Origin of the sequence: Nostoc sp. NOS(2021) (genome assembly GCF_017115025.1) — a bacterium.
Lineage (GTDB): Bacteria > Cyanobacteriota > Cyanobacteriia > Cyanobacteriales > Nostocaceae > Nostoc.
This window is the reverse complement of record NZ_JABXKM010000126.1, coordinates 1-23,934: the sequence shown is the minus strand read 5'-3', so window position 1 is coordinate 23,934 and position 23,934 is coordinate 1. Positions and strand designations below refer to the sequence as shown.

Sequence of the window (23,934 nt, the reverse complement as noted above, 5' to 3'; positions counted from 1 at the left end):
ATTCCAAACATGAAAGGGAATAATAAATAATCTAAAAATATATCTTGTGTGACTGTTTTGAAGAATCATGTTACTGCTTGCGGTGAAGAACAACAAAATTAACCAAAAAAGTAATCGATTCTAAGCAAATTAACTAGCAATAAAGTGCATAAATGTCAGCAGATTTATTTATTGTTAGTTGATTAATCTTTATCGCAATTATATTTGCTATTCAAAGAATCGTTTTTGCTATGCTGAGAATAGCAAAAATAATAAATGAAGACGCATCTACGACAAATTCACAACCCAAATGGAGTTATTCTGGCGATGCACTTAAACGAATTGGAAACTACTGAAAATTTAAAAGAAGTGGAAGACGCTTGGCGAGCGCTAGAAAAATCAATTCTCTACTATCAAGGACGCCCCGTTGGGACGGTAGCCGCTTATGATGCATCTGTAGAGGCGCTCAATTATGATCAGTGCTTTGTCCGGGATTTTGTCTCTTCAGGTCTAATTTTTCTGATCAAAGGTAGAACAGATATTGTTCGCAATTTCTTAGAAGAAACCTTAAAATTACAGCCTAAAGAAAGGGCATTAGATGCCTATAAGCCTGGACGAGGATTAATCCCAGCTAGCTTTAAAGTTGTATCAGAAAATGGGCAAGAATATTTAGAAGCAGACTTTGGTGAACATGCGATCGCTAGAGTTACACCTGTAGATTCTTGCCTATGGTGGATTATTTTGTTGCGTGCTTATGTAGTCGCCACAGATGATTTTTCTCTAGCCTATAAACCTGAATTCCAAAATGGTATCAGGTTAATCATGGAAATCTGCTTGGCGAATCGTTTTGATATGTACCCAACGCTGTTGGTTCCAGATGGTGCTTGTATGATTGACCGTCGTATGGGTATTTATGGGCATCCTCTAGAGCTACAAGTTCTTTTTTACACGGCATTGCGTGCATCTCGTGAACTGCTAATTTGTCAAGGGAATTCCGATATTGTTGAAGCGATTGATAATCGGTTGCCTCTTTTATGCGCTCATATTCGCCAGCATTATTGGATAGATATTAATCGCTTGAATGCAATTTATCGCTTCAAAAGTGAAGAATATGGCAAGACTGCTGTTAATCTGTTCAATATATATGTAGATTCTCTTCCTTATTATGAATTAGATAAGTGGCTGCCCAAAAAAGGTGGTTATCTAGCAGGTAATGTTGGCCCGTCGCAGCTAGATACTCGCTTCTTTTCCCTCGGAAACTTAATGGCAATCATTTCCGACTTAGCCACCGAAGAACAGTCACAAGCGATTATGACTCTGATTGAGGAACGATGGGATGACTTAGTAGGAGATATGCCAATGAAAATTTGTTTCCCAGCTTTGCAAAATGAAGAGTACAGAATTGTAACTGGATGTGACCCCAAAAATATACCTTGGTCGTATCATAATGCTGGTAGTTGGCCAGTTTTAATGTGGATGTTAGCGGCGGCGGCGGTGAAAACTAACAAAACAAGTTTGGCACAAAAGGCGATTGAAATTGCCCAACCACGCCTCATTGATGATGAATGGCCAGAATATTACGATGGTAAGAAAGGGCGACTGATTGGGAAACAAGCTAGGAAATATCAAACTTGGACAATTACTGGTTTCTTATTAGCAAAAGAACTGATGGCAAACCCCACTTATTTACCATTAATCAGCTTTGGAAAATTACCAGCAGAACAAGTTTCTAGAGCATGTGAGTTTGAAATCGCCACTGTAGATCCGTATCTGACTCGATAGGGAAGTTAAGAGAGACGCGATTAATCGCGTCTGTACAGGAGTTGGGAGTTAGAATACAAAAGCCTCCTGACTCCTGAATCATATTTCCATGACAAACCCCCGTCAAATAGCTTTTATCGCCCTGCGAGATGTTCATAAGGGGGCTTATGCTGATGTTGCCCTAGATAGAGTGCTGCAAAAAGTTAATTTGGCTGATTGCGATCGCCGCTTGGTGACAGAATTGGTTTATGGCAGCGTCAGAAGGCAGCGCACTCTTGATACTCTCATTGATCAAATCGCCAAAAAAAAATCTGAACAACAACCCCAAGACCTTCGCACCATCTTACATCTGGGTTTCTACCAACTGCGTTATCAACAGCGTATTCCCGCCTCAGCTGCTGTTAATACCACCGTCCAACTCGCTAAAGAAAACGGTTTTTCTGGACTTACGGGTTTTGTTAACGGTTTATTACGCCAGTACATCCGCCTTGCAGAGAAGATAAAGAAAGATCCGTTACAACTTCCAGAAAACCCAGTGGAACGCTTGGGGATTTTACACAGCTTTCCTGACTGGATGATTCAAGTTTGGTTAGAACAATTGGATTTTACCCAGACAGAACAACTGTGTGAATGGATGAACCAATCACCAACAATCGACTTACGAATCAACCCACTTTGCACTTCCATCGAAGAAGTTGAGGCGGCTTTACAATCTGTTGGTATTTTGGTGAGACGGATTCCTCATTTACCCCAAGCTTTACGATTGATTGGTAGTACTGGGTCAATTCAAAAACTACCTGGTTTCAAAGAGGGTTGGTGGACTGTACAAGATAGTAGCGCTCAATTGGTAAGTCATTTGCTTGACCCCCAACCAGGTGAGGTGGTAATTGATGCCTGTGCTGCACCAGGGGGTAAAACAACCCACATCGCTGAATTAATGGCGGATAAAGGGAAAATTTGGGCTTGCGATCGCACTCCTTCTCGTCTTCGTAAACTCCAAGAAAATTCTCAACGGCTGAATTTACAATCTATTCAAGTTTACACTGGCGACAGTCGTCATTTTACCCAATTTCAAAACACCGCAGATCGTGTATTACTCGATGCTCCGTGTTCTGGTTTGGGAACTATGCACCGTCATGCTGATGCGCGTTGGCGACAGACACCAGAATCTGTCCGAGAACTTTCGGTGCTGCAAAAAGAATTGATTACACATACATCTACTTTTGTCAAGCCTGATGGTGTACTAGTTTATGCCACCTGTACATTGCATCCAGCAGAAAATGAACAAGTGATTTCGGCATTTTTAGCTGAGTCACCTGATTGGCAAATTGAGTCTCCCAGCGGCGTTGAGTTACCTGATTCTGCCCATACTACGCCTCAAGGTTGGTTTAAAGTCTGGCCCCATCGACAGGACATGGATGGCTTTTTTATGGTGCGCTTAAGAAAAACCAATAATTCCGAGTGAATACTGTTTGGGATTGTACGATTTGGTGGAGGCCTGAATCTACCAGAGGAGGCAGCAATGGTTACCCCTGACAATGTGAAAAACTTAGTTAAAATCCTGATTGGAGCAGCCTGGATCGATGGCAGAATCCAACCAGAAGAACGGCAATATCTGCGCGAAATAGCTCAAGCAAAAGGTTTGGCTAACGATCCAGAAATTAAGCCTTGGCTGTATGAATTAGTTCCTGTAGAACCAAAAGAGTGCTATGCCTGGGTGCGGGAGTATTTAGGCGATCGCCCCAGTCTTGAAGATTGTGAAAATCTGATTGAAGCCATCAGTGGCTTAATTTATAGCGATGGTGAAGTTGCCGTCGAAGAAGCCAGACTCCTGACCCAATTGCAGGATATAGCGAAGCCGAATGACTCAAGTCAACCAGCTCACAATCTGCTTCTCAAACAAATTCAAAAGCTTTATCGCCGTTGGGTTGAAGTGCAAAACTAACAGGGAGTTATGAGTTTACAAGACGCGAAGAATCGCGTCTTTAGATGATTTTTAAGTTTGGCAATTAAACTCAGCACTCATCACTCATCACTACTTTGACTTCGGTTCGCCCAGACCCGGAGTTTCTTCTTTATCAACTTTAGGCACAAAATCAGGACGCTCTTTGCTTTCCCAACCTGCGGGGCGTTTCGAGTTGTACCAAGCTATTGAACCAATGGTGACAGCAGCAATAAAACCAACGACATACACAAAGGTGAAAGCGAAGGGAAAATGAGGAGCAGCATCTATGGCTGGTGCTGCTATTTGCATCAATAAATCCATGAGTATATTCTCCAAGGTTATGCAACAGTATTTAATACGCTATAAAATGAGCGTATCACCTAACATCCCCCCGTAGTTTAGTTTAAGCAACTTGATATTGCACAGGAAAGAGCAGAGGGGTAGAGGAGTAGGGGGAGATGAGGGAGATGAGGGAGAATTATTGAACAAGTTTTTTCCCATGCCCAATGCTTAAATCCCCGTCTGAAAATGTCTTTAATTTTCAATTAGCTAGTGTGCTAGCATAACAGCAGATTCACTTTTTTCATCATGGAAACTCGAATTAACAAACGCACCCACAGCGATTACACCCAAAGTGCTGCCTATCTACCCAAGGATTTAGTTAAAAATTTCAAACATCTAGTTCTTGAATTAGAAATAGGTCACAGCGAGGCAATGGAAGAAGCTGTCAGGATGTGGTGTGATGCAGCTATCAAAAAGGTAAGTCAACCTTGATAAGGTATCCTACACCCAAACAAAATCTGATTTGTTTTATCCTCTGCCAAAATCTCACAACATTTCTACTACCTATCTTTATAGTGAGATTAGATGAACGAACAGCAGACGTCTATATCTTGGCTGGAGAAGAAACAGGTATTGTAATTAACCGAAATGGTGAATGGAGATACGACGAATGACCAAGCCTAAGTTTGCAGCAATGAGTAAAATAGAGTTAAAACGTTATTTATTAGAGAATCGTAATGATACAGAAGCTTTTCACGCTCTAATGGATAAAATTAACGCTGAACCTAACCCGAAGTTTTATACCATAGATGAAATTGGTGAACTACAAAAATTAATAGAAGCAAAACGGACACGAGAAAATCTATAAAAATTACCTTCCGTTTCTACAGGCGTTGAACCCTGGTAAATTGCAAAAGGTATTGATTTTGAATTTTGTTAGCGCAGCGTAAAGCCTTCTCTTCTCCCTTCTCTACGAGACGCTCCGCGAAGGCGCTAGCCTCTCCCAATGTGAGAAGGGGAAACGCACTCGCGTCCCTTGAGGCTTGTCTGCGACACGCTCCCGCGTTCGCCAACGGCATAGCTATCTCTACGAGACGCTACGCGTAGCTTGCTTCCCCGTAGGGGTACGCTTAGAGCGAGTCCGCGTACTCTTACAGAGAAGCAAGCTACGCTTTTAGCGTCTCGTAGAGAGTGTCATTTTGAATTGTTATTGCTGAGGAGGTCTAAGTCTATCCCGCCAGGATGGCTGTGGTGATGAAGAACCGGAACTATTTGCGGGAGGTAACTCTCGCCGAGTTCTTTGAGGCGGGGGAGAATCAGATTCTACTCTTCTAGTTCGCCGCCGTGAAGTAGATGATTCTGAAGAAGAGTTACTGGAACTTGATTCTTCGTTGCGATCGCGCCTTCTCCGTCTTGAGGTAGAATCGCCAGATTGCTGTTCTTCTTGAGAATAGCTCCTCCTGCTTCTACGTCTACTGGATGAACTACTATCTTCAGAATTAGAATTTCTAGAACTTTCCTCTTCTGAGTTATCATCAGAGTCAATAGAACGATTCAGCACTTGTTTGGGTTTGATGGACTGGGCTTTGATGGTGCTTTTACGACCTTCTAACTTGGGTCGTTTGGGAAACTTTTCTACGGGCATCCCCTCTGCCGCTTTTGCCATAAACTCGTGCCAGGTGTAAGCTGCACTACCACTACTGCCGTCTGTGGGGTGGTTGTCATCGTTACCTAACCAAACTCCTGTCACCATTTGGGGAATGTAGCCAATAAACCACAAATCGCGGGCTTCGTCGGAGGTGCCGGTCTTGCCAGCAACTGGTCTATTATCTAATTGAGCAGCACCACCAGTCCCCGCTTCTACGACGTTGCGTAGCATCCAAGTCATGATGGCGGCACTGTCAGCGTCAAGGGCCCGTTTTGACTTGAAATTAGCTGACCAGATCACTTTGCCTTGGCGGTTGAGGATGCGGGTAATGCCATGAGGCTCTGTATGCAATCCCAGAGTAGCAAAACTGCCGTAAGCACTGGTCAATTCCAGTAGATTCACTTCATTCGAGCCGAGAGCTAGCGAATAGGTGGGCTTGAGTTCAGATTTTATCCCCATATCATGGGCAAGTTTAATCGTTGGCGTAAATCCGACATCAATCAACACCTTTACCGCAATAATATTAACAGAGCGGGTGAGGGCATCTCGCATGTTCATTGAACCGTGGAACTTTTCACTATAGTTTTTCGGTTCATAGCCGTCTACGACAAAGGGCGCATCTTCGTAGCTATCGTAGGGGCTTTTACCGCTAGCGATCGCAGTGGCATATACAAACCCTTTAAATGTCGATCCTGGCTGCCGTTGTGCCTGAGTAACCCGATTAAACTGGTTTTTACCAAAGTCTTTTCCCCCAACCATTGCCTTAATTTCACCGCTACGCGGGTCAATGGCCACCATTGCTGCTTGCTTAAAGTTTTCCCAGCGTCCTTGATTTCGCAGCGTTTTGGCAACTGCCTCTTCTGCCACCTTCTGCCAAATTGGATTCAGGGTGGTTTCCACCACTAGACCCCCACTTTTTAGCACATTAGGAGAAACGTACTTCGGCAATTCCTTTTGGATGTAGCTGGTAAAGTAGGGTGATTCTACTTGTACTCGCTTAGGTAAACTGCTTTTCAGGGATAGTGGCTCCTGAAGCGCTGCCTGTCTTTGTTCTGGTGTAATAACTCCATCTTCTTGCATCCGTAGTAATACTAAGTCCCGCCGCCGTTTTGCCGCTGTGGGATTTTTGTCTGGGGCGTATAAGCTAGGAGCAGGAGCTAATCCAGCAATCGTTGCCATTTCTGCTAGGGAAAGCTGATCTGGTGATTTACTAAAGTATACCCAGGCTGCATCTGTCACACCATAAGCTCCAGATCCCAAATAAACCAGATTCAGGTAACGCTCTAGAATCTGATCTTTGGTTAATTCATTCTCCATTTTTTGTGCAAGGCGGACTTCCTTGAGTTTGCGCCAGATTGTCTGTTCTTGTTTCAAAAAGAGAATCCGCACTAGCTGTTGGGTAATAGTGCTACCACCTTCGACCACACCTTGCGATCGCAAATTATTTAAACCCGCTCTGACAATTCCTTGAGGATCAACTCCGTTGTGTTGTTTAAATCTTCTATCTTCTGAGGCAATGAAAGCTTTTTTTAAATTATCTGGTATTTGTTCCAGCTTTAGCTGTTCTCTGGTCGCTTCACCTTGTTGTTGTAATATGGTGCCATCAGCAGCTTTGATGGTCAGTGTTTGCTCTCTCAGCACGGCATTCAACTCCGCCTGATCTGGCAAAGTCCGATCTATTAAACTGACGCCGTAGATCAAAGCCACTATTCCACCACCCACACCCAAGCCTGCCCAAAACCAAATGCGACGATAGAGTGGTTTACCGCCAGTTGCTTGATTGGCCCTCTTCATAGATGGGAAAATTTTCATTTTGCTCAGTAACTGCCTCGCCTGCGCCAGATGTGCTGGTGGTAAGCTCTCATTCCTTCCTCCTTGTCTAGAGTCACTCAAATTAGTTGGTCTTCGCTTGAACCAGGAGGTTAGCTTCCCCACGTCAGTACCTCGCTCAAAGTAGTAACTATATAACCACCATCAATCAGCTTTGGGGTTATAGCACCACCTTTGGTGTTAGTATAGTATCCTATAAATAATTAACTAAATTCACCAGAAAATAATGTTTTTTAGATTTAGTTAATTGAGTGTTGTAAAACTACTGCAATTCTCATAATTTTTGGAAATATAAAAACTATTGACATTTTCTGAAAGAGGTGCAGCGAAGTATCCGCAAAGACAGCCCGAAAACAGCTTACTTAAGGAGAGTGCGATGCCTGGGGCTGGCTACGCCGAAGCAAAGCTCAGACGAAGCGCCGTTGCCTTTGGTAGTAATATCGGCGATTCACTGACAATTTTAGAAGCAGCTATAGAGACTTTAGCCCAAACGCCAGGTATTCTCTTAGAAGCCAGATCCAATTGGTACCAAACCAAAGCCGTGGGGCCACCACAGCCAGATTACCTAAATGGCTGCGTCACATTGCAGGTAGAAATCACAGCCCAGCAGTTATTAGAAATTTTGTTAGGAATTGAACAAAAATTTGGGCGTGTGCGTCAGGAACGCTGGGGGCCACGAATCCTGGATTTGGATTTGTTATTATATGATGACTTTATTATCGATACACCAAACCTCCAGATTCCTCATCCACGAATGCGGGATCGGGCCTTTGTGTTAGTACCACTGGCAGAAATTGCCTCAGATTGGATAGAACCAGTTTCTGGGTGTGTTATTAAAGAACTGCTGATAGATGTAGACTGTTCTGGTGTACATTTATTGATGGGCAATTAAAAATACCATCCTTAAACGCAGAAGAACACTGATTTCACCTCTGTATTCACAGATAATCAGATTTTACTATGCCATTAGGTAGAGAATTACCACAACTGCTGAAACAACGCTTGTTTTATAAAGGACGCAAGTTTGATTTTGAAGTAAATCGCTTGCGTTTGCCGAATAAATCGGAAGGAGAATGGGAATGTATTCGTCACCCTGGTGGTGCCCTAGCTGTGCCAGTGACGCCAGAGGGTAAACTTGTACTCGTGCGCCAGTACCGTTTTGCAATTCAGGGACGGATATTAGAATTTCCGGCGGGAACTGTGGAACCAAATGAAGATCCCTTAGAGACAATACAGCGGGAAATTGAAGAAGAAACGGGCTATAGTGCCCAAAAATGGGATAAACTAGGCGAATTTTTCCTAGCTCCCGGCTATTCTGATGAAATTATTTATGCGTTTCTGGCGCGAGATTTGGAAAAGCTGGAGACACCACCACCACAAGATGCAGACGAGGATATCGAAACTGTGTTTTTGACTCCCGAAGAATTAGAGAAAGCTATTCTGGAAGGAGAGCCGGTAGATGCTAAATCAGTTTCTAGCTTTTTTCTGGCGCGTCCGTTTTTAGTTTAGTACCCTTATGCTGCTAGAGTTAGCGATTGCAGATGCCTACGGCGCAGGTTTTGAATATGCTGACGAGATGATCGTTAACAACGATTTGAGTCGATACGTTGAACATCCGCGTTTTCGACTCATTCCTGGCAGCTATACCGACGATACAAAATAGAGCGATAAATCGCTCACTACGAACAAAAGTTTTATCTTAATATTAACTCAGCTAAAATCTTGTTGAGCCTGTTGTTAGGCACACAAGGGACAACCACTAGTGAGAAAAATGTACATAGCAGAAAGATTAGTCCTTGAGACAACTAGATAAACTAGCCTACAAGAGCCACTCCGTTGCGCCGATTCCGAGCCACGAGTTATTAAATATTATCTATGTGGAAGTATACTAAAATACCCAGGTTGTGATATTGATAATTTTGATAGAAATTAAAAGATGAATTAGGTAAGAGCTTTTAGAGGAAGTAGTTTTCATGCAAGATCCTGAGTTGGAAAAAAAGATTGAATATACAAAAATTATGTTAGAAGAGTACAGGACTCTTCGTAGTGAAATTATTAATAAACAGTCTCTAATTAACAATATTGTAAATTTTAGTTTTGCAATAATTGGTGCAAATTTAGTTTCTATAGCTAATGTAGTGGTGAAGCAAAAAACAAATAATGAATGTGAAGAATTTATCGTAATAGCAACTGCACTCTTTATACCCTTTATATGTGGGTTTGCTATTATTCAATATTACCTTGAATTTATTTATACGGCTAGAATTTCTAGATATATTGTTGCTATTGAAGATAATATCAACACGATGTTTGGAAAACAGCTCTTATTCTGGGAAAGTGGTATTCGCGAATGGGAGAGTTATCAGGTTCCTCAAGATATATACGACAAAATAAAACAACTTCGTGAATTTATGTGGATTAAAGACAAATTCGTTAAAAAGCTATTAATACTGCCAACAACTTTTTGCATAATAGCTGCTGGCTCGGGAATATCTAGTATGATTTATAGTATTACCCATTGTCAAAATAATAACCTTTATATTTACCATTTTATATTTATTTTATTTGCTATTGTTCTAGGCTTATTATGGCGTCAGCTTGCTAAAATAGTTAACGAAATGCACTGGTCAACCATGAACAACTCTTAAAAATTTAATAGATGATAGTAGGAAATCTGACAAAGGATAAGTTCTTTGCTAATACATTAAAAAAAATAATAAAATCTTAACAGAACATGGAAATAACAGATATTTATCCATTTCAGGAAATAGATCCTAACTTGTACACAATTTATGTGAAGGAAAGCTGGTATGTGTGTGAAAAGGATACATTTAAAAATATCAAAAGCTTACTAAGCTATTTTCCTTGTGTTATCATTACTTCAAAAAATGAAGACGTCTTTGATATTAGATACATTGATGGAATTTTAGGGGCGTTTTATCCCCAAATGTTTCGCGAGCCTATTGAGTTTAAGTTAAAGGATACTTGGCAATCTGTTATTAACAACTATCAAACGCGTTTTGTAATTTCAACGGTGGGAGAAGAAAGCTATGCAGTAGCTAAACGTGACAAAAATGCTCTTCCGCCTCATACAGACGGTCTTGAATATTGCTACACAGAAAAGTTTTTGTCTATCTTACATCTTCATAGACCTAAAAGTCCTCAAGGTATAAACTATGTGGTTGACATGAGTTATATTGCCCACTTGATGGCAGAGAAATATGAAGAAGAGTTTGATGCTCTCTGTGATCCGAAAAGGACAAAATTCTTAATACAGTTTACTGGTGAAACTCAAAAACATCCGGTTTTCTCATTTAGTGAAAAGGACTTTTTAGAAGTTTACTATCACGATCCTTCGTGGATTAAGATGCCGCCAAACGATCATGTTGTTTCAAGTGGAATGATGAGGATTAAAGAATTAAGCTATCGAGATAATTTAAGAATTCCGATTTCTCTTGAGCCAAACAGTGTTGCGATCATAAAAAATTCGCATTTGCATGGCCGTCAAGCCTTTCCTGTAGGCGAAAGGCTAACAGTATTTACTCAGCATTTAGGTCTCCCTACTGTAAGAGTTTTTAACAAAGAGACTAAACAGCGTGAAGAAGCAGAAGGAATATCTCCTGGCATAATTCCAGTATTAGGTTCAACACTAGAACAAAAGTATCTAAAAAATTCAAAAAAGTCTTGCTCGTTGAGTTTAAATGAAAAAACTATACTGTACTCAACACAGTCTTGTAATCTATAAGTATAAGTTATAATACCAATTCTCTATAAAGTTGCACTTAATAACGAGAAGCGCTATTTGTTACCTTGGCTAGAGTGACATGAAAATTGACTTAGAGCCAAAGTTATAAGAGCATGACAGGAAGAAGCCCACAACTCCTAAATATGTGTCTCTATGCCAGACGCATACATGTTTCACACAAATGACAAAAAATACAACTTTTAACAGTGCCGGTAAACTGACTGCTCTTTTGTTCTTGATAACTCTCTTCCTCACGCCTTGTGTGATTGTAAGTGCAGGAGAACGTGGTGTATTGATGAAATTTGGCGAAGTCCAAAACCAAATATTAGGAGAAGGACTTCACTTAATTATTCCTGTAGTCAATACTGTGAAAAAGTTGAGTATTCGAGTCCAAAAAGAGGAAATTTCGGCTGAGGCTTCATCCAAAGATTTACAAAATGTTTTCACTGATGTAGCTCTCAACTGGCATATTATTCCCCAGGAAGCAAATACCATTTTTCAAGAAATTGGAGATGAACAAGATGTAGTTATTCGGATTATTAACCCAGCAGTTGAAGAAGTGCTAAAAGCAGTAATGGCAAAGTATACTGCTGAAGAAATTATTACTAAACGAGGAGAAGTCAAAGGTGGAGTAGATGATGCATTGTCCACACGACTGGGTAGCTATCACGTTGCAGTTGATGATATTTCTCTAGTTCATGTCCATTTTTCAGAACGATTTGGTGAGGCGGTGGAGGCGAAGCAGATTGCTGAACAAGAAGCAAAACAAGCAGAGTTTATCGCGCTGAAAGCAACAAAAGAGGCTGAGGCAAAAGTTAATTTAGCCAAAGGAGAGGCTGAGGCGCACAGATTATTACGTGATGGTTTAACTCCAGAAATCCTGCAAAGACAAGCAATAGAAAAATGGAATGGTAAGCTGCCATTAATTGTAAGTAAGGAGGCTCCAAAATTGTTTAATTTAAGTGAAATTTTAAAATTTGATAAAAATTGAGATTCTTTTTCACTAAATATCTGCGACATAGTAGGGGCGCACAGATGTCATACGTCTCAACTTAAGCCAAAACCCTTTTCAAACCTCCTTTCCAGCCTCTGGCTGGAAATGCTGCTCATTGCGGCTCTTGCCGCAAGTCTTGAGGCGGAGCCTCAATGAGGGGTATTCCCAGTCTCTGACTGAGAACAAGATAATGTTTCAAGACATTCTCCCTTACTAACTTTCACATTAAGTTGAGCAAATGCACAGATGTGCGCCCCTACAATCGATTCATTTGTAAAAACGTGATCAACTAAATTAACCGTTGGAGAATAAAATGGGAGAATCGAGAATCTTCAACTGGATCAATAGGATAATCAACAGAGTATAAACTGTTGAAGAAATTAGACCCGTGAATAATTCTTTTTTGAGGTTATGCTCTTGAGGTTCTTTTTGAAAAATGTCCTTAGAACCGAATTGCATCAAGAGAATTCCCACAATATTAGAAAGCCAGTATCCGATAATTGAACAAGGTAGAAGTAATTTTGGGGAAAGTAAACTACATGCATACCCAAAACCATAAGCTATTGGCAGATTGAATAGTAGGTCATTCCACCAACATAGTGGTGACAATAAATATCCCAGTACCAGAAAAAATCCACCTCTGAGTTTTTTGAAAATGTCTTTTTTGAACTCTTCGGGAGTAGACTGTTGTAATTGCTCTAGTGCTGTGTCTCCTGTTACATTCAACTCTTGACTAACATTTTGGACGCTTTCCATAAAAACCCACTATTCCTCTCGTCTTAGTGTAGTTTAATATATAAACTAAATCAAAGCTAGTACAAGAGTGATAACATTTTGGTTTTTTGATGCTGAGAGTTTTACCACTGCATAGTTTCAGCAAAATAGTAAAAACCAAAATTGAGGTTTAAATCAGCTGCAACTTAAGAATATCTGATTTCTACCAGAGATGGATGAGTCAGTTCGCTTCTTGCAGAATCTGGGTTTGTCCTTCGGTATCTGAGCGAAATAGAAAGATTTATACACAATTGAGACAATCAACGCTATTTGTCGCTCAATAGGTTTCAAAATTAGAATATATCTTTCTAAATCATAGCACACGATGAGATCCAACACCGATACTGTAATAGCCAGAGCCTCATTAGATTGGGGTGGGTGGATGTGGAGTTGCAAAATTTTTATGTTTTTGCATATAGCTGGGGCAGAAATTTGAACTAATAATAGCTACAATAAAATTACTGAGGCATCTTAATCGGAAAATGACAGATTTAACTCCAAGTAGCACATTTTTAATAGCAGGGATTGTTTTTATAACGATTGCTGTCATCGGGCAATCTAAATTAGGTTTTCTTGAAATTAATCCCGGTTGTTTTGGGAGATTTCTGGCTCTATTTATTGGTATTTCGAGCCTATTATATGCTTTGGGATTACTCAATCTTTCAGCCGAAACCCTTGACTTATTAAGAATTTCTCTGACAGAACAAATTAAACAGAGTATAAGTTCAATTAATGACCTTTTTCAAGGATTGTAGTAATTAAATTTAGGTCGGGCAATTACAACCATAACCCTTGTTTCCAGCCAGGGTTGGGAAATGCTGCTCTGCCGCAAGTAAGGGAGGCGGCAGCCCCAATGAGGGGCATTCCCAGTCTGAGACTGGGAACGAGGTACGAGGTAAATGAGGTAATGTCTCAAAACATTCTTGCTTACTGGCTTTCAGGTTAAGTTGACACCAATGAGCAATGTTCCCTACGAATGCGCTGTATTCTATGCAATTGAGAACCGCTATATATGAATGCTCTCGTTAGCTATATTTACTTGATTTGTTGCAGATTCTTTATTGTGAAGAAGATTTCATCATCAGCTATTCGACTATCATAATCAATGTTAATTTGAGTTGGGTAGCCGATTCTCAGATCATATTGTACAGTCAGATTTGCCGCTTTCCGAATGAGCGCATTTCTAATGATATTAAAGAGTTTAGGAATAGTATTGTATTTTTGAAACAATTGTGCATCTACTGGTTTACCAGTCTCTTTAGAAGTGATAGAAGTTGTGACACCGTTCCGTACTTGAATAATCACTAGTTCTGTGGCTTTGGGTAAACAATTGCAACTTCTAGTGAATTCATAGCTATAATTAGAGATTCTTTGCTGTCTCCATAATCGGTAATTAATCTTAAATTGTTCAAAGGTGGAACTAGTAAATGTTGGTGTTTGCGCTACCTGTATAGGAGGTTGAGGCATAACAGGTGCATTCAAACCCAAAGACACCACTAAAATGGCACTAATTGCGATTGGCAAGCGCATATAAATCCATCCTTAACTCCAATTGCTCACTTTAACGTGCGAAATTATTTGTGACACTCACTTTTTTTGGTAGTACAGATTTCCCATTCGTTTCGCTACCGCCCCTATTATGAAGAGGAGAAATGAAGGTGATCTTGTGTCCATAATCTGTATATGTAAATCTATCTTATTAGTGATGGACACGGCAACAAGCCTTCATATCATTTATCATTAAAATCTCTCCGTGTCTCCGTGTGTGCGTCAGCCTAAATAATAAGTCTTTAAGCGGACATATTATCACTCCTCAGTTATCAACTTTCTTTCTTCAGGGAGTAAGGTAGTTTCATCTTCAGGGCGATCGCCATCTACGGATTTGGCTTTAGTTCTATACGGTTTGATAATTAGACTGACACCAATTGTCCAACCTAATGCAACCATCCAACCCGCGAGAATGTCACTGGGAAAATGAACCCCCAGATAGAGACGACACCAGGCAATAGCTATTACATATAAGCTGCCGAACATGAGAACCAACCAGCGCCAAGAGCTAGCCCAAGTTAAGAATAGCAAAATTGCTACCAGAGTTATACTCGTCATGGCATGTGCGCTGGGAAATGCAAAACTAGACTCAGGCGCAATGGACTGCCACAATTGTGGACGCACTCGATGCATTAATTCCTTTGCTAGGCGGTTGATGATGATGCTTCCGACTGAGGCGGTGAGTAAATAAGCTAGCGATCGCCAGCGTTTTTGAAGTAATAATATAAGTGCGATCGCACCTAAAATCGGTATCGCTGTCCAAGGCAACCCAATTATAGCTAGCGCCACTGCTAAAACATCCAGTTGTGGGTTGACTGTAGAATGGACTCCTAACAGAATAGGCACATCCCACGGTAAGCCAGCTTGATTCTGCCATATCTTCACTGTCAGGATTTCAAACGCCTGCAAAGGTAAATATACTCCGATCAAGAGGAGTAATAGCGATCGCCAACGGGCAATCAACAGGTTTTTGAGAAAAGAAACAGGCGACTGACTCTCTTTATTGGCTGTTTTCACTTTTTCCATATCTAAGTTAAAAAGACTGATCAACGACTTCAGTGATTACAAATTACTGGAATCTTGAGAAGTTCCACAATGTTTACAGTACGACAAATGTTTATAAGTAAGATTATGACAGTTTTGGCATTCAATATATTGATCATAACCACAGTGCGGACAGTAAGTATCAAGATGTTGAATTTTCTTAGCGCAATTGACACAGCGTGATTTTTGAACTCTGCTAGCTGCTTGGACTTTAGCATTAAAGACAAATTTTTGAAAAAACTGGATAATTCCAAAACCAATAATTGGAATCAGTAAGATATAAACATAATTGATCAGAAAAAGTAAACCAACAAAAATGACGCTAATGATATCAAAGATAAATTTAAATATTGCACCTATTTGAAGAAATTCAAATATTTTAATGATTAGCGGGATAAAAAAGATAACTAGCAAATGCCAGCTAATTAGCGAGATTAGTCCATATCCTCTTCTTTGGGCAAATTTGTGAACTGATAAGGCAACAATAATCAGAGGTAGAAGAAAGAGAGCCTGAAAAGCAAGCTGGATACTTGGATACCAAAATGATGCCTGATGATAGCCTTTATCAACTTCTCGGAATTGATTGTTATCTTTAAGAAAGGCTATAAAACTAATGCTTTCCGGTTTGGCAAGTAGTTCATTTTTAAGAGTAGAAATTTCTTGTTTAAAGGTAGAAATTTGGCGATTATTTTGTTGTAATGCCTGTTTAGCTTTTTCAGCACTGACTTGATTAATTGATTGTTCACGACCCTGACCGGCAATTTTTTCTAACAGCGTTGAGTCATATTGGGCTTGAATAGTGCGATTTTCTTGTTCAAAGGTGCTGATTTTCGCTTGTTCCTGATCAATATTTCTGATGAGTTGCTGCTTTTCAGGATTGTTAATTTTATCTTTGTAGTCGGCATATTGCAAACATGTTTTAGAAACCTTACCCAGATGTCCTACTTCGGCTTGTTGATAGTTTCGCTGAAAACTGAGTTGATTGTTCGTGTCAGATGGCAATGAAAGTCTAACAATTTCATAGTCTTTATCTTTAGTGGTTTTTGTCCGGTAATCTTGCCACTCTGAATAACATGGATAAGCCTCGGTCGGACTGATATGCCATCTGCTAATATCATCGAGTCCCGTAAAAACATTAAACAAGATAAAAATATCAATCAAAATAATCACAATCAAACTCACTTTATTCAGTGGTTCGTTGTTGATTGTCCTTGATTTACTAAAAAATTGACTCAAAAGACGGCGAATTCTGGCAAACATATTGTCTTTTAAATAAATGTAAATTCAATCCGAATTAATTTTATATGATCAGTAGTGAGTAGCTGGGCAAAAATACATCTATTCATCTGAAGATTTGTTAACTCCTGACTTTTGAGAAAAAATATCCCCGACTTCTTTGAGAAGTCGGGGATCTGTGGCTTTCAATTCTTACAAATCAGGCTGCGGGAAAAAATAGCATGACTTTGGTGACGGCTGTGTGCGCCAACTGAAAGCTATTTAGCAGCGAAGTAGGCTTCTAATGCCTCAGAACCACCAATTAATTTACCATCGATAAACACTTGGGGAACTGTTGTCGCACCTGTAACTGCTTTTAACGATCGCGTGGTGATATCCTTACCCAAGGTAATTTCTTCATAGTTGATGCCATGTTCTTTGAGCATCGCTTTAGCACGGGCACAGAAGGGACAACCAACTTTCGCAAACAGGGAAACTACTTCGGGCTTCACTGCTTGAGGGTTGATGTATCTGAGCATTGTTTCGGCATCGGATACCTTAAAAGGATCTCCTGGCTCGTCTGGCTCAATAAACATCTGGTTAATTACACCATCTTTCACCAGCATAGAATAGCGCCATGATCGCTTCCCAAACCCCAAGTCTGATTTATCTACCAGCAGACCCATACCTTCAGTAAATTCACCATTACCATCGGGAATTAGTGTGATATTTTCTGCCTCTTGATCCTTTGCCCATTCGTTCATCACGAAGGCATCATTGACAGAAATACAGATAATGTCATCGACACCATTTTCTTTGAAAACCTTAGCCAACTCGTTGTAACCAGGCAGATGAGTTGATGAACAAGTTGGAGTATAAGCACCCGGTAAGGAGAAGACAACCACTGTCTTATCAGCAAACAATTCATCGGTTGTCACATCCACCCAGTCGTTAGTATTGCGAGTATGGAAAGTGACATTGGGTACTCTTTGTCCACGGCGATTGGAAAACATAATTTTGCTTGCCTTTAGTAATCAACTCCAGTCATAACCTATCATGGGAGAACTGGTATAATCTAATTATCAATCAGCTAATAAACTTCATTAATAAAGGTCGCGATCGCTGCAACAAATTCAGCAGTTGATTCATAAGGTAAAACATTACGCCCATTTATTTTTAGACCTCGACCTTGAGGCAAACAGGCAAGATAGTGAGCCAATCGTCCATCTGGTGTTTCTTTTTTACCGTCTTGGCTAATACTCGATGCAGTTTCCCCCATAACCGCTAATGTTGGTTGCTGAATAGAGGCGATAAAACTAGTATAATCCTGTCGCCAAAACCCTGCTAAAAAAGAAAACACTGCATGGCGGCTAGCAGGATTTTCTGCACCTGCAAGCAATGTATTCAACCACTCTGCATCCACAGCATTATCAGAAGCAAAGAGTTGGCGAGTCGAGAAAGAATGTAAAAACTTTGGGGTGCGTGCATAGCGATAAAAAGCACTTCCAAAAGGCGAATCTAATAGATTCCAAATAAATTTTTGCTGCCATTCTGGTGATTTCTTTGTCATCAAAGCCCACGCTGGCGGCCCAGAAAGTACTAGTCCGGCAATTAAATTTGATTCCTTTTGGACTAATGCGATCGCAACTGGTAATAAAGCACCTTGTACAACTACAATAACAGGCTTTTGCACTACTGTTTGTAAAAAGTACTGCAACTGTTCTGCCCAATCACTAGGAGTGTAAGCCACATGAGGCATATCACTTTCGCCACATCCTAGTAAATCAGGGTTGTAAATTGAATTACGCTGACCTGTATTATACCATTCGCGACAAAATCGCTGCCAAAATTGCCGCGACAATCCCACGCCAATAGGATGAATTAACAGTAAAGGAATACCATCAGGTGTTATATTAATTTGTTGATGAATTTCGTAGGCGCAACGATAATTCTGCCAAGTGTAAAACTGGCTAGGAGATGCTGTCAAATTGGATGTGTTAGTTACAGCAGATGGTTGCATAATTCCTAGTTTTTAATACTTGCTAAAAAATTCTCTGTGGATGAATTAACTGGTATCCAGCCTCTTTCAGCTTTTCATTCGACACCCAAGCATTATATGGGCGGGTACTCTTGATAGAAGTATCCCATTTAACTTTCGGTAAATTATGTTTTTCAAATAAGCTATCTAGCAAGTCTCGGCTGGTGAGATGTGCATCATCTACCAGATTGTAAATTCCTTGCAAACGACGGTGACGGGCAAATTCTATCGCACCAACAATATCATCTAGATGAATCCAATTTGTGATATCCTCGCCATTGCCAGGACGGGTTGCACCAGAATATTTGCTAAATATTTTCAACAGTTCCCGGCCAGTCCCATAAATCCCTCCTAAGCGGAAGATACAAACGCGGAGATTTTCGTTAGATGCTGATAGCAACACATCCTCTGTTTTTCGGAGAATTTGTGCATTTAAATTAGCGGGTGCAAGCGGTGTTTCTTCATCTACCCATACACCATTTCTGTCACCATACACTGCATAACTCCCTGTATATATTAATTGTTTCACACTCTGAATCTGCTGCAAGGATGAAACTAAACTTTGGGCAGTTTGTAGATAAGTTTCTTCATAAGCTTCCCCACCTTTTGCACCAACACTCAAAAGTACAACATCTTGATTGTGCAAAACTGATTTTAGACTATCTAGGTCATTCCCGCAGGTAACTACAACTCTTTGGGATACTGATTGTAGTGCAGGGACACGCTCAGGGGAAGTTGTGGTTACACTGACAACAAAACTCATTTTTTGCTGCCAATATTGAGCAACCTTATAACCAACATAACCACAACCAATGATTGCAACGTTCATGACAAATTAGACACAAATAAATTAAACTACTAATTGAGAATATTATCTCAACTAAGGGACTGGACGTAAATAAATTTAACAGTCCAGAGCTAACAGTCAATAGTTAATAGCACAGAAAGTTTTACCTAATGACTATTTTGCTAATTCTTTCTCAATTATGGCAATTATCTCTGGTGAATTGGGCTGGACACTACTATTAAATCTAGCTATCACTTCACCTTGTTTATTAACTAAAAATTTTTCAAAGTTCCAAGCAATAGTTCCTGTTGGCTCAACAGCTTTGGTAAGTCGCTCATAAAGTGGATGCTGCTGTGAGCCTTTAGCATGAACTTTATCGAATAGTTCAAAGGTAACACCATATTTACTCGTGCAGAATTGCACAATTTCTTCATTGCTTCCTGGTTCCTGCGCTCCAAAATCGTTACAGGGGAACCCCAAAATACGTAACCCTGCTTCCCCATACTTCTGGTTCAACTTTTCTAGCTCCTCGTATTGAGAAGTATAACCGCAGTAGGAAGCCACATTCACAATTAAGAGTACCTTTCCGGTGTAGTCGTTTAATTGCTTATCCTCACCCTTGATGGTCTTGACTGCAATCTCCGAAATTGTGTTACTCATCTTAAATCTGATTTATAGGGAATATTGCCAAGTCTCCCATATTACAGGTACTCTAAACCCGGTTTCTTTAAGGAAATTAGGTTTGTTAGCGTTGTTTACCACTACGATTCTATTTAACTCAGGCTATAAGCTTGTATGGGAGTTTCGATAGATGTTTCCCTTTTGCTCAACTGGTACACCTGATCAATTAAGATAGCGATCGCCTGTGAGTTTACACTTATAGCAGGGAACAGGGAATAGGGAACTCTTAACAGGCTTGAAAGTCTCTTGGTGTCAGTGTTTTCTGATTAGCTGATGTCAACCGCTACCTGGCAACTGCTATACAACCAGATTTAACTGAGTGACAACTCTTCTGTGAATAGTTCGACCAGTCCGCTATCTCAGGATAGATATTGGAAATCTGCGTTGTTTTTAATACAATATCTTTTTACAGAGATAAATTATCAATACTGCGTATACAGACAAATCTAGAAACTAAATATGGCAGGATGCTTGCGAGTATTGACCGAATCATGTCACGATGAGTCTGCGTGATCTGAATCACAATGAAAACTTATTTTATCCTGTGAAAATTTTATGGTTAGAGGATTGAGAGTTAGTATACTGCTATTTGCAGTTTTGGGAAATCTGGCATGGTCATTTAGTGCCAAGGCAAATTTTAACAGCAAACTCACCGTGGAAATTGATGGCTTGAAGAATAAACAAGGACAAGTCTGTGCCAGTATATTTGCTAGTAGTGAAGGATTTCCTAGCGATCGCGATCGCGCCTTACAAAAGCAGTGTAGCAAAATTACTCACAATCCCTTCACCATTACCTTTGAAAACTTGAAACCAGGTAGTTATGCCGTTGCTCTCTTCCACGATCAAAATAATGACCGCATTCTCAATACTAATCTTTTTGGTATACCAAAGGAAGGGTTTGGATTTTCCAGAAACCCAGAAATTCGCACAAGAGCGCCCAAATTTAGCGAAGCAGCATTTTTAGTGGCAGGCCCAAATACCAATATCAAAATCCAGTTGAAATATTTTTAGGCTTATTGTGGTGAATCGTTGTGTGAATCTTCTGCTAGACTTTGTTCTTCCGGCAAGCCACGCATTCGATTCATCTGAGTTAAAGCATATCGTGCTGTTGCTTGCACATCGGCATCTGGGTCTTCCAGTGCATGGCGCAACATCTGACTCATTTGACCCATCATATCATAAACGCGCGTCAGGTCACGGATCGCATTTTGCCGCACTTGTGGACTTTCATCTTGGATTGAAATTGCTAAAGCTCGGTTCATCGGTTTGAGTGTGCGGATACCAATTTCTGCCAAAGCTGCCAAAATTAAACTGCTTTCTTGAGAATCAGCATCAATCATCAGGTCAACCATCGGCTGAATTGCCCGTGAATCTCCCTGCTGACCCAAATCCCAAATAGCCTTGCGTCGCTTCGTTGGGTCAGGACTGCGTAAGTCTTGAATTAATTCGTCAACGATATGGACTTTAGCAAGGCGGGAAGTTTTTTCTGGTAGCAGTAATTGTGTGGCGAGTCGTGGGGTAGGTGTTTGTGGACTAGTTACAGTCTCTGGTGAGGGTGGTGTCATCGGGTCTTTGTTAGCTTCACTCAAGCTTTTAGTATTTGATATTTCGGACTTTTGCACTTGTTTGACCTGACGAAACCATCTCAGCAGGTAAACAAGTGCGCCAATACTTCCTAGAATTCCGATGGCAAATATTAACCACCAGACAAAACCTCTCTCAGTTGGCTTGGGTTTTGCAGTTGGTTTGGAAGTTGGTTTGGAAGTTGCAGCAGGAGAGGTGGCAATTCGAGAGGTGGCAATTCGAGAGGTGGCAATCTGATTTTTGGCTGCCAAAGCTGCTTGCAGTCTCGCCCTAGTCGTCAGACCCGTAAGGCCATCTACTTTTAAACCCTTTGCTTTCTGGAATTTAGCTACAGCGATTTCCGTACTGGCGTTATACAGTCCATCTACCACGCCACTGTAGTATCCCAACTGCTTTAATTCGGTTTGTAGTCTCTGCACATCTGATTTTCGACTACCATATCTCAAAACAGCCGGACTAGCAGTAACTGTCGAACTGGCTTGTGCAAGTTCTAAGATTTCAGGTACTAGGTTAGGTGTGGCTGTACTTGCGCGATTTGGGTAAAAACCCACGCAAGAAAAACAGGTAAATATCAAGATTGAGGAAGGGCGTAGCCTCATATTGCAAGTTTCAGCCTGAACGTGCTTTTGAAGTCTTCGATACCACAATAACAATTCAAAATTCAAAATTCAAAATTCAAAATTCAACAGACTTACTGCTTAGGGCAAAATTTCTGGTTCAGATTCTCTGACTGCTAGGGTTATGGGATTCAATTTTTTTAGCAGATGCTTCTAAAACTGGTTGCGGTATATTAGCTATTTCGCCGACAGTAACTGTATCGTTTTGTCGAGCTAAAGTATCACGTTGGTTAATCAGATAGATACTGATTAAAGTGAGGAAAACACCTACCCACTGCAACGGACTGAGGACTTCTGAGAGGAAGAGATTGCCGAATAGTAGGGCAAAAACGGGTGTGAGGAAGGTGAGGGAACTAAGGCTGGTGAGACTGCCACTAGAGGCAAAGTAGAAGAATAACCCGTAGGCGATCGCACTGCCAAATACAGTAGCATAACCCAAAGCCACTAAATCAGATCCTCCCAGATTTTCCCACTGCTGGGATTCGACAACTGATGAAACTCCCCATAGTGGCAATCCACCCAATATCATGTGCCATCCCGTAGCGCTTACTGGGTCAGCATGTCGGCACACAAACCGAATCAACACTGTTCCCACTGCCATTGATAGGGCTGCTAACAGCATCAACCACTCGCCACTAGCAAACAAATCTTGCCAGTTGCCAATTGTGACAGTTGCACCTGAGTCGAGAAGTTGGAAAATCCACTCATCAGGTAAACCAATTAAACTAATGCCTGTGATTCCTAGTCCTAGCCCCAGCCATCCCCAAAAACCAATGTGTTCTTGGAATAGCCACAACGACAGCAAGGCAACAGCCAAGGGTTGCGAGTCAATCATCACAGACCCTAACCCCGCACTGGTTCTGACTAATCCCTCTGCCAAAAAGCCTTGAAACAGCGTCCCATCTATCAAGGCAAATAAGGCAATCCACAGCCATGCAGCCCAACCCTTCGGCTGGGGTTTACCCATGAATGCTGCTGCAATCAGAATTAACATCCCTGCTGGTATCAGACGCACTCCCGCCATGAATAGCGGTGTGGTGTGGGGTATCACTCCTTTCATGGCTACCATTGCCGTCCCCCATAGGAAAAAGGGGGCAATTAACAGCAGGGAGGCGAAGGGAAGTTGAGATGCACTGAGTTTCAGTTGCATGGGTTTGCTGATGCCTTTGTTTAACAAGCGCAAAAATTGCTTTACCCAATTTTACCGAATTATGTAGTTTTGCGATCGCATAGCCTCTCGAAGACAAGGAATTAATACTCAGGTATAGCTAAGGTTACAGGAGGCTGAATATTTTAATGAGATAGGTAGATTTAAGAAGCTTTAGGGATTTTCAATTGTATGCAATAGACTCTGACCTCTCTCCAAAAAGGCTACGGAATTACCCCCCTTAATCCCCCCGATATATTGGGGGGAAACAGGAAATCTAGTTCCCTCCCCTTTATAAGGGGAGGGTTAGGGTGG

General features: G+C 40.9%; 23 protein-coding genes and 1 pseudogene. 12 read left to right on the top strand and 12 right to left on the bottom strand.

Going from position 1 to position 23,934, the window contains the following annotated elements:
- The first annotated feature begins 306 nt into the window (after positions 1-306).
- From HWQ41_RS16275 to HWQ41_RS16265, 3 genes are all read left to right on the top strand, one after another.
- Positions 307-1,761, top strand: coding sequence for a glycoside hydrolase 100 family protein (locus HWQ41_RS16275; RefSeq protein WP_292764762.1), 1,455 nt, complete (start codon positions 307-309; stop codon positions 1,759-1,761).
- Positions 1,762-1,849: 88 nt separating this feature from the next.
- Entirely contained in the window at positions 1,850-3,205 is a 1,356-nt protein-coding gene (locus HWQ41_RS16270) for a 16S rRNA (cytosine(967)-C(5))-methyltransferase (RefSeq protein WP_292764661.1), read from the top strand.
- A 57-nt stretch (positions 3,206-3,262) separates the two neighbouring features.
- Positions 3,263-3,685 (top strand): TerB family tellurite resistance protein, encoded by a 423-nt coding sequence (locus tag HWQ41_RS16265; protein WP_292764659.1) that lies wholly within the window; start codon positions 3,263-3,265, stop codon positions 3,683-3,685.
- A 90-nt stretch (positions 3,686-3,775) separates the two neighbouring features.
- Here the strand turns inward: HWQ41_RS16265 and HWQ41_RS16260 are convergent, their stop codons facing one another.
- Positions 3,776-4,006: a hypothetical protein gene (locus tag HWQ41_RS16260; protein WP_292764657.1), complete on the bottom strand. Its 231-nt coding sequence runs from the start codon at positions 4,004-4,006 to the stop codon at positions 3,776-3,778.
- Between the two features lie 267 nt (positions 4,007-4,273).
- Here HWQ41_RS16260 and HWQ41_RS16255 point away from each other — a divergent pair, with 267 nt between their 5' ends.
- Complete coding sequence (locus tag HWQ41_RS16255; RefSeq protein ID WP_292764655.1) at positions 4,274-4,459, top strand: ribbon-helix-helix protein, CopG family; 186 nt, start codon at positions 4,274-4,276, stop codon at positions 4,457-4,459.
- A 178-nt stretch (positions 4,460-4,637) separates the two neighbouring features.
- Positions 4,638-4,835 carry a hypothetical protein gene (locus HWQ41_RS16245; protein WP_292764651.1) on the top strand — a complete coding sequence of 66 codons (198 nt, stop codon included), beginning with the start codon at positions 4,638-4,640 and terminating at the stop codon, positions 4,833-4,835.
- Positions 4,836-5,174: 339 nt separating this feature from the next.
- On the opposite strand, the gene HWQ41_RS16240 is transcribed toward HWQ41_RS16245, so the two are convergent.
- The gene (locus HWQ41_RS16240) at positions 5,175-7,550 is read right to left on the bottom strand and encodes a transglycosylase domain-containing protein (RefSeq protein ID WP_292764649.1); all 2,376 of its coding nucleotides are present in this window, start codon (positions 7,548-7,550) and stop codon (positions 5,175-5,177) included.
- Between the two features lie 271 nt (positions 7,551-7,821).
- On the opposite strand from HWQ41_RS16240, the gene folK reads away from it, so the two are divergent.
- The 5 genes from folK (at position 7,822) to HWQ41_RS16215 (ending at position 12,181) form a co-directional block, all read left to right on the top strand.
- Positions 7,822-8,337 (top strand): 2-amino-4-hydroxy-6-hydroxymethyldihydropteridine diphosphokinase, encoded by a 516-nt coding sequence (gene folK / locus HWQ41_RS16235; protein ID WP_292764760.1) that lies wholly within the window; start codon positions 7,822-7,824, stop codon positions 8,335-8,337.
- Positions 8,338-8,405: 68 nt separating this feature from the next.
- Positions 8,406-8,954 (top strand): NUDIX hydrolase, encoded by a 549-nt coding sequence (locus tag HWQ41_RS16230; protein ID WP_292764647.1) that lies wholly within the window; start codon positions 8,406-8,408, stop codon positions 8,952-8,954.
- A 464-nt stretch (positions 8,955-9,418) separates the two neighbouring features.
- Positions 9,419-10,093 (top strand): hypothetical protein, encoded by a 675-nt coding sequence (locus HWQ41_RS16225; RefSeq protein ID WP_292764645.1) that lies wholly within the window; start codon positions 9,419-9,421, stop codon positions 10,091-10,093.
- 86 nt (positions 10,094-10,179) lie between these two features.
- Positions 10,180-11,190 (top strand): TauD/TfdA family dioxygenase, encoded by a 1,011-nt coding sequence (locus HWQ41_RS16220; protein WP_292764644.1) that lies wholly within the window; start codon positions 10,180-10,182, stop codon positions 11,188-11,190.
- Between the two features lie 181 nt (positions 11,191-11,371).
- Positions 11,372-12,181 carry a prohibitin family protein gene (locus HWQ41_RS16215; RefSeq protein ID WP_292764642.1) on the top strand — a complete coding sequence of 270 codons (810 nt, stop codon included), beginning with the start codon at positions 11,372-11,374 and terminating at the stop codon, positions 12,179-12,181.
- Between the two features lie 297 nt (positions 12,182-12,478).
- Here the strand turns inward: HWQ41_RS16215 and HWQ41_RS16210 are convergent, their stop codons facing one another.
- Positions 12,479-12,940 carry a hypothetical protein gene (locus HWQ41_RS16210; protein WP_292764640.1) on the bottom strand — a complete coding sequence of 154 codons (462 nt, stop codon included), beginning with the start codon at positions 12,938-12,940 and terminating at the stop codon, positions 12,479-12,481.
- Between the two features lie 500 nt (positions 12,941-13,440).
- Between HWQ41_RS16210 and HWQ41_RS16205 the strand changes: the two genes are divergently transcribed.
- Positions 13,441-13,713, top strand: a complete 273-nt coding sequence (locus HWQ41_RS16205; protein ID WP_292764638.1) for a hypothetical protein — start codon at positions 13,441-13,443, stop codon at positions 13,711-13,713.
- A 280-nt stretch (positions 13,714-13,993) separates the two neighbouring features.
- Here HWQ41_RS16205 and HWQ41_RS16200 read toward each other — a convergent pair whose 3' ends face one another.
- From HWQ41_RS16200 to HWQ41_RS16170, 7 genes are all read right to left on the bottom strand, one after another.
- Positions 13,994-14,488 carry a DUF6174 domain-containing protein gene (locus HWQ41_RS16200; protein ID WP_292764636.1) on the bottom strand — a complete coding sequence of 165 codons (495 nt, stop codon included), beginning with the start codon at positions 14,486-14,488 and terminating at the stop codon, positions 13,994-13,996.
- A 276-nt stretch (positions 14,489-14,764) separates the two neighbouring features.
- The gene (locus tag HWQ41_RS16195; RefSeq protein WP_292764633.1) at positions 14,765-15,532 is read right to left on the bottom strand and encodes a phosphatase PAP2 family protein; all 768 of its coding nucleotides are present in this window, start codon (positions 15,530-15,532) and stop codon (positions 14,765-14,767) included.
- A gap of 36 nt (positions 15,533-15,568) precedes the next feature.
- A complete protein-coding gene (locus tag HWQ41_RS16190) occupies positions 15,569-16,810 on the bottom strand; it encodes a hypothetical protein (protein WP_292764631.1) in 1,242 nt (413 codons plus the stop codon).
- Positions 16,811-17,043: 233 nt separating this feature from the next.
- The gene (locus tag HWQ41_RS16185) at positions 17,044-17,778 is read right to left on the bottom strand and encodes a glutathione peroxidase (RefSeq protein WP_292764628.1); all 735 of its coding nucleotides are present in this window, start codon (positions 17,776-17,778) and stop codon (positions 17,044-17,046) included.
- Between the two features lie 77 nt (positions 17,779-17,855).
- On the bottom strand, positions 17,856-18,785 hold the full coding sequence (locus HWQ41_RS16180) for an alpha/beta hydrolase (protein ID WP_292764626.1): 930 nt from the start codon (positions 18,783-18,785) through the stop codon (positions 17,856-17,858).
- A 22-nt stretch (positions 18,786-18,807) separates the two neighbouring features.
- Positions 18,808-19,632 carry an SDR family oxidoreductase gene (locus tag HWQ41_RS16175; RefSeq protein ID WP_292764624.1) on the bottom strand — a complete coding sequence of 275 codons (825 nt, stop codon included), beginning with the start codon at positions 19,630-19,632 and terminating at the stop codon, positions 18,808-18,810.
- 132 nt (positions 19,633-19,764) lie between these two features.
- Complete coding sequence (locus tag HWQ41_RS16170) at positions 19,765-20,250, bottom strand: glutathione peroxidase (RefSeq protein ID WP_292764621.1); 486 nt, start codon at positions 20,248-20,250, stop codon at positions 19,765-19,767.
- 576 nt (positions 20,251-20,826) lie between these two features.
- Between HWQ41_RS16170 and HWQ41_RS16165 the strand changes: the two genes are divergently transcribed.
- Positions 20,827-21,282: a DUF2141 domain-containing protein gene (locus HWQ41_RS16165; protein WP_292764619.1), complete on the top strand. Its 456-nt coding sequence runs from the start codon at positions 20,827-20,829 to the stop codon at positions 21,280-21,282.
- 2 nt (positions 21,283-21,284) lie between these two features.
- On the opposite strand, the gene HWQ41_RS16160 is transcribed toward HWQ41_RS16165, so the two are convergent.
- Together HWQ41_RS16160 and HWQ41_RS16155 are read right to left on the bottom strand one after the other, a co-directional pair.
- Entirely contained in the window at positions 21,285-22,454 is a 1,170-nt protein-coding gene (locus HWQ41_RS16160) for a peptidoglycan-binding protein (RefSeq protein WP_292764616.1), read from the bottom strand.
- Positions 22,455-22,553: 99 nt separating this feature from the next.
- Positions 22,554-23,622, bottom strand: a pseudogene (locus HWQ41_RS16155) (EamA family transporter).
- Between the last annotated feature and the right edge of the window lie 312 nt (positions 23,623-23,934).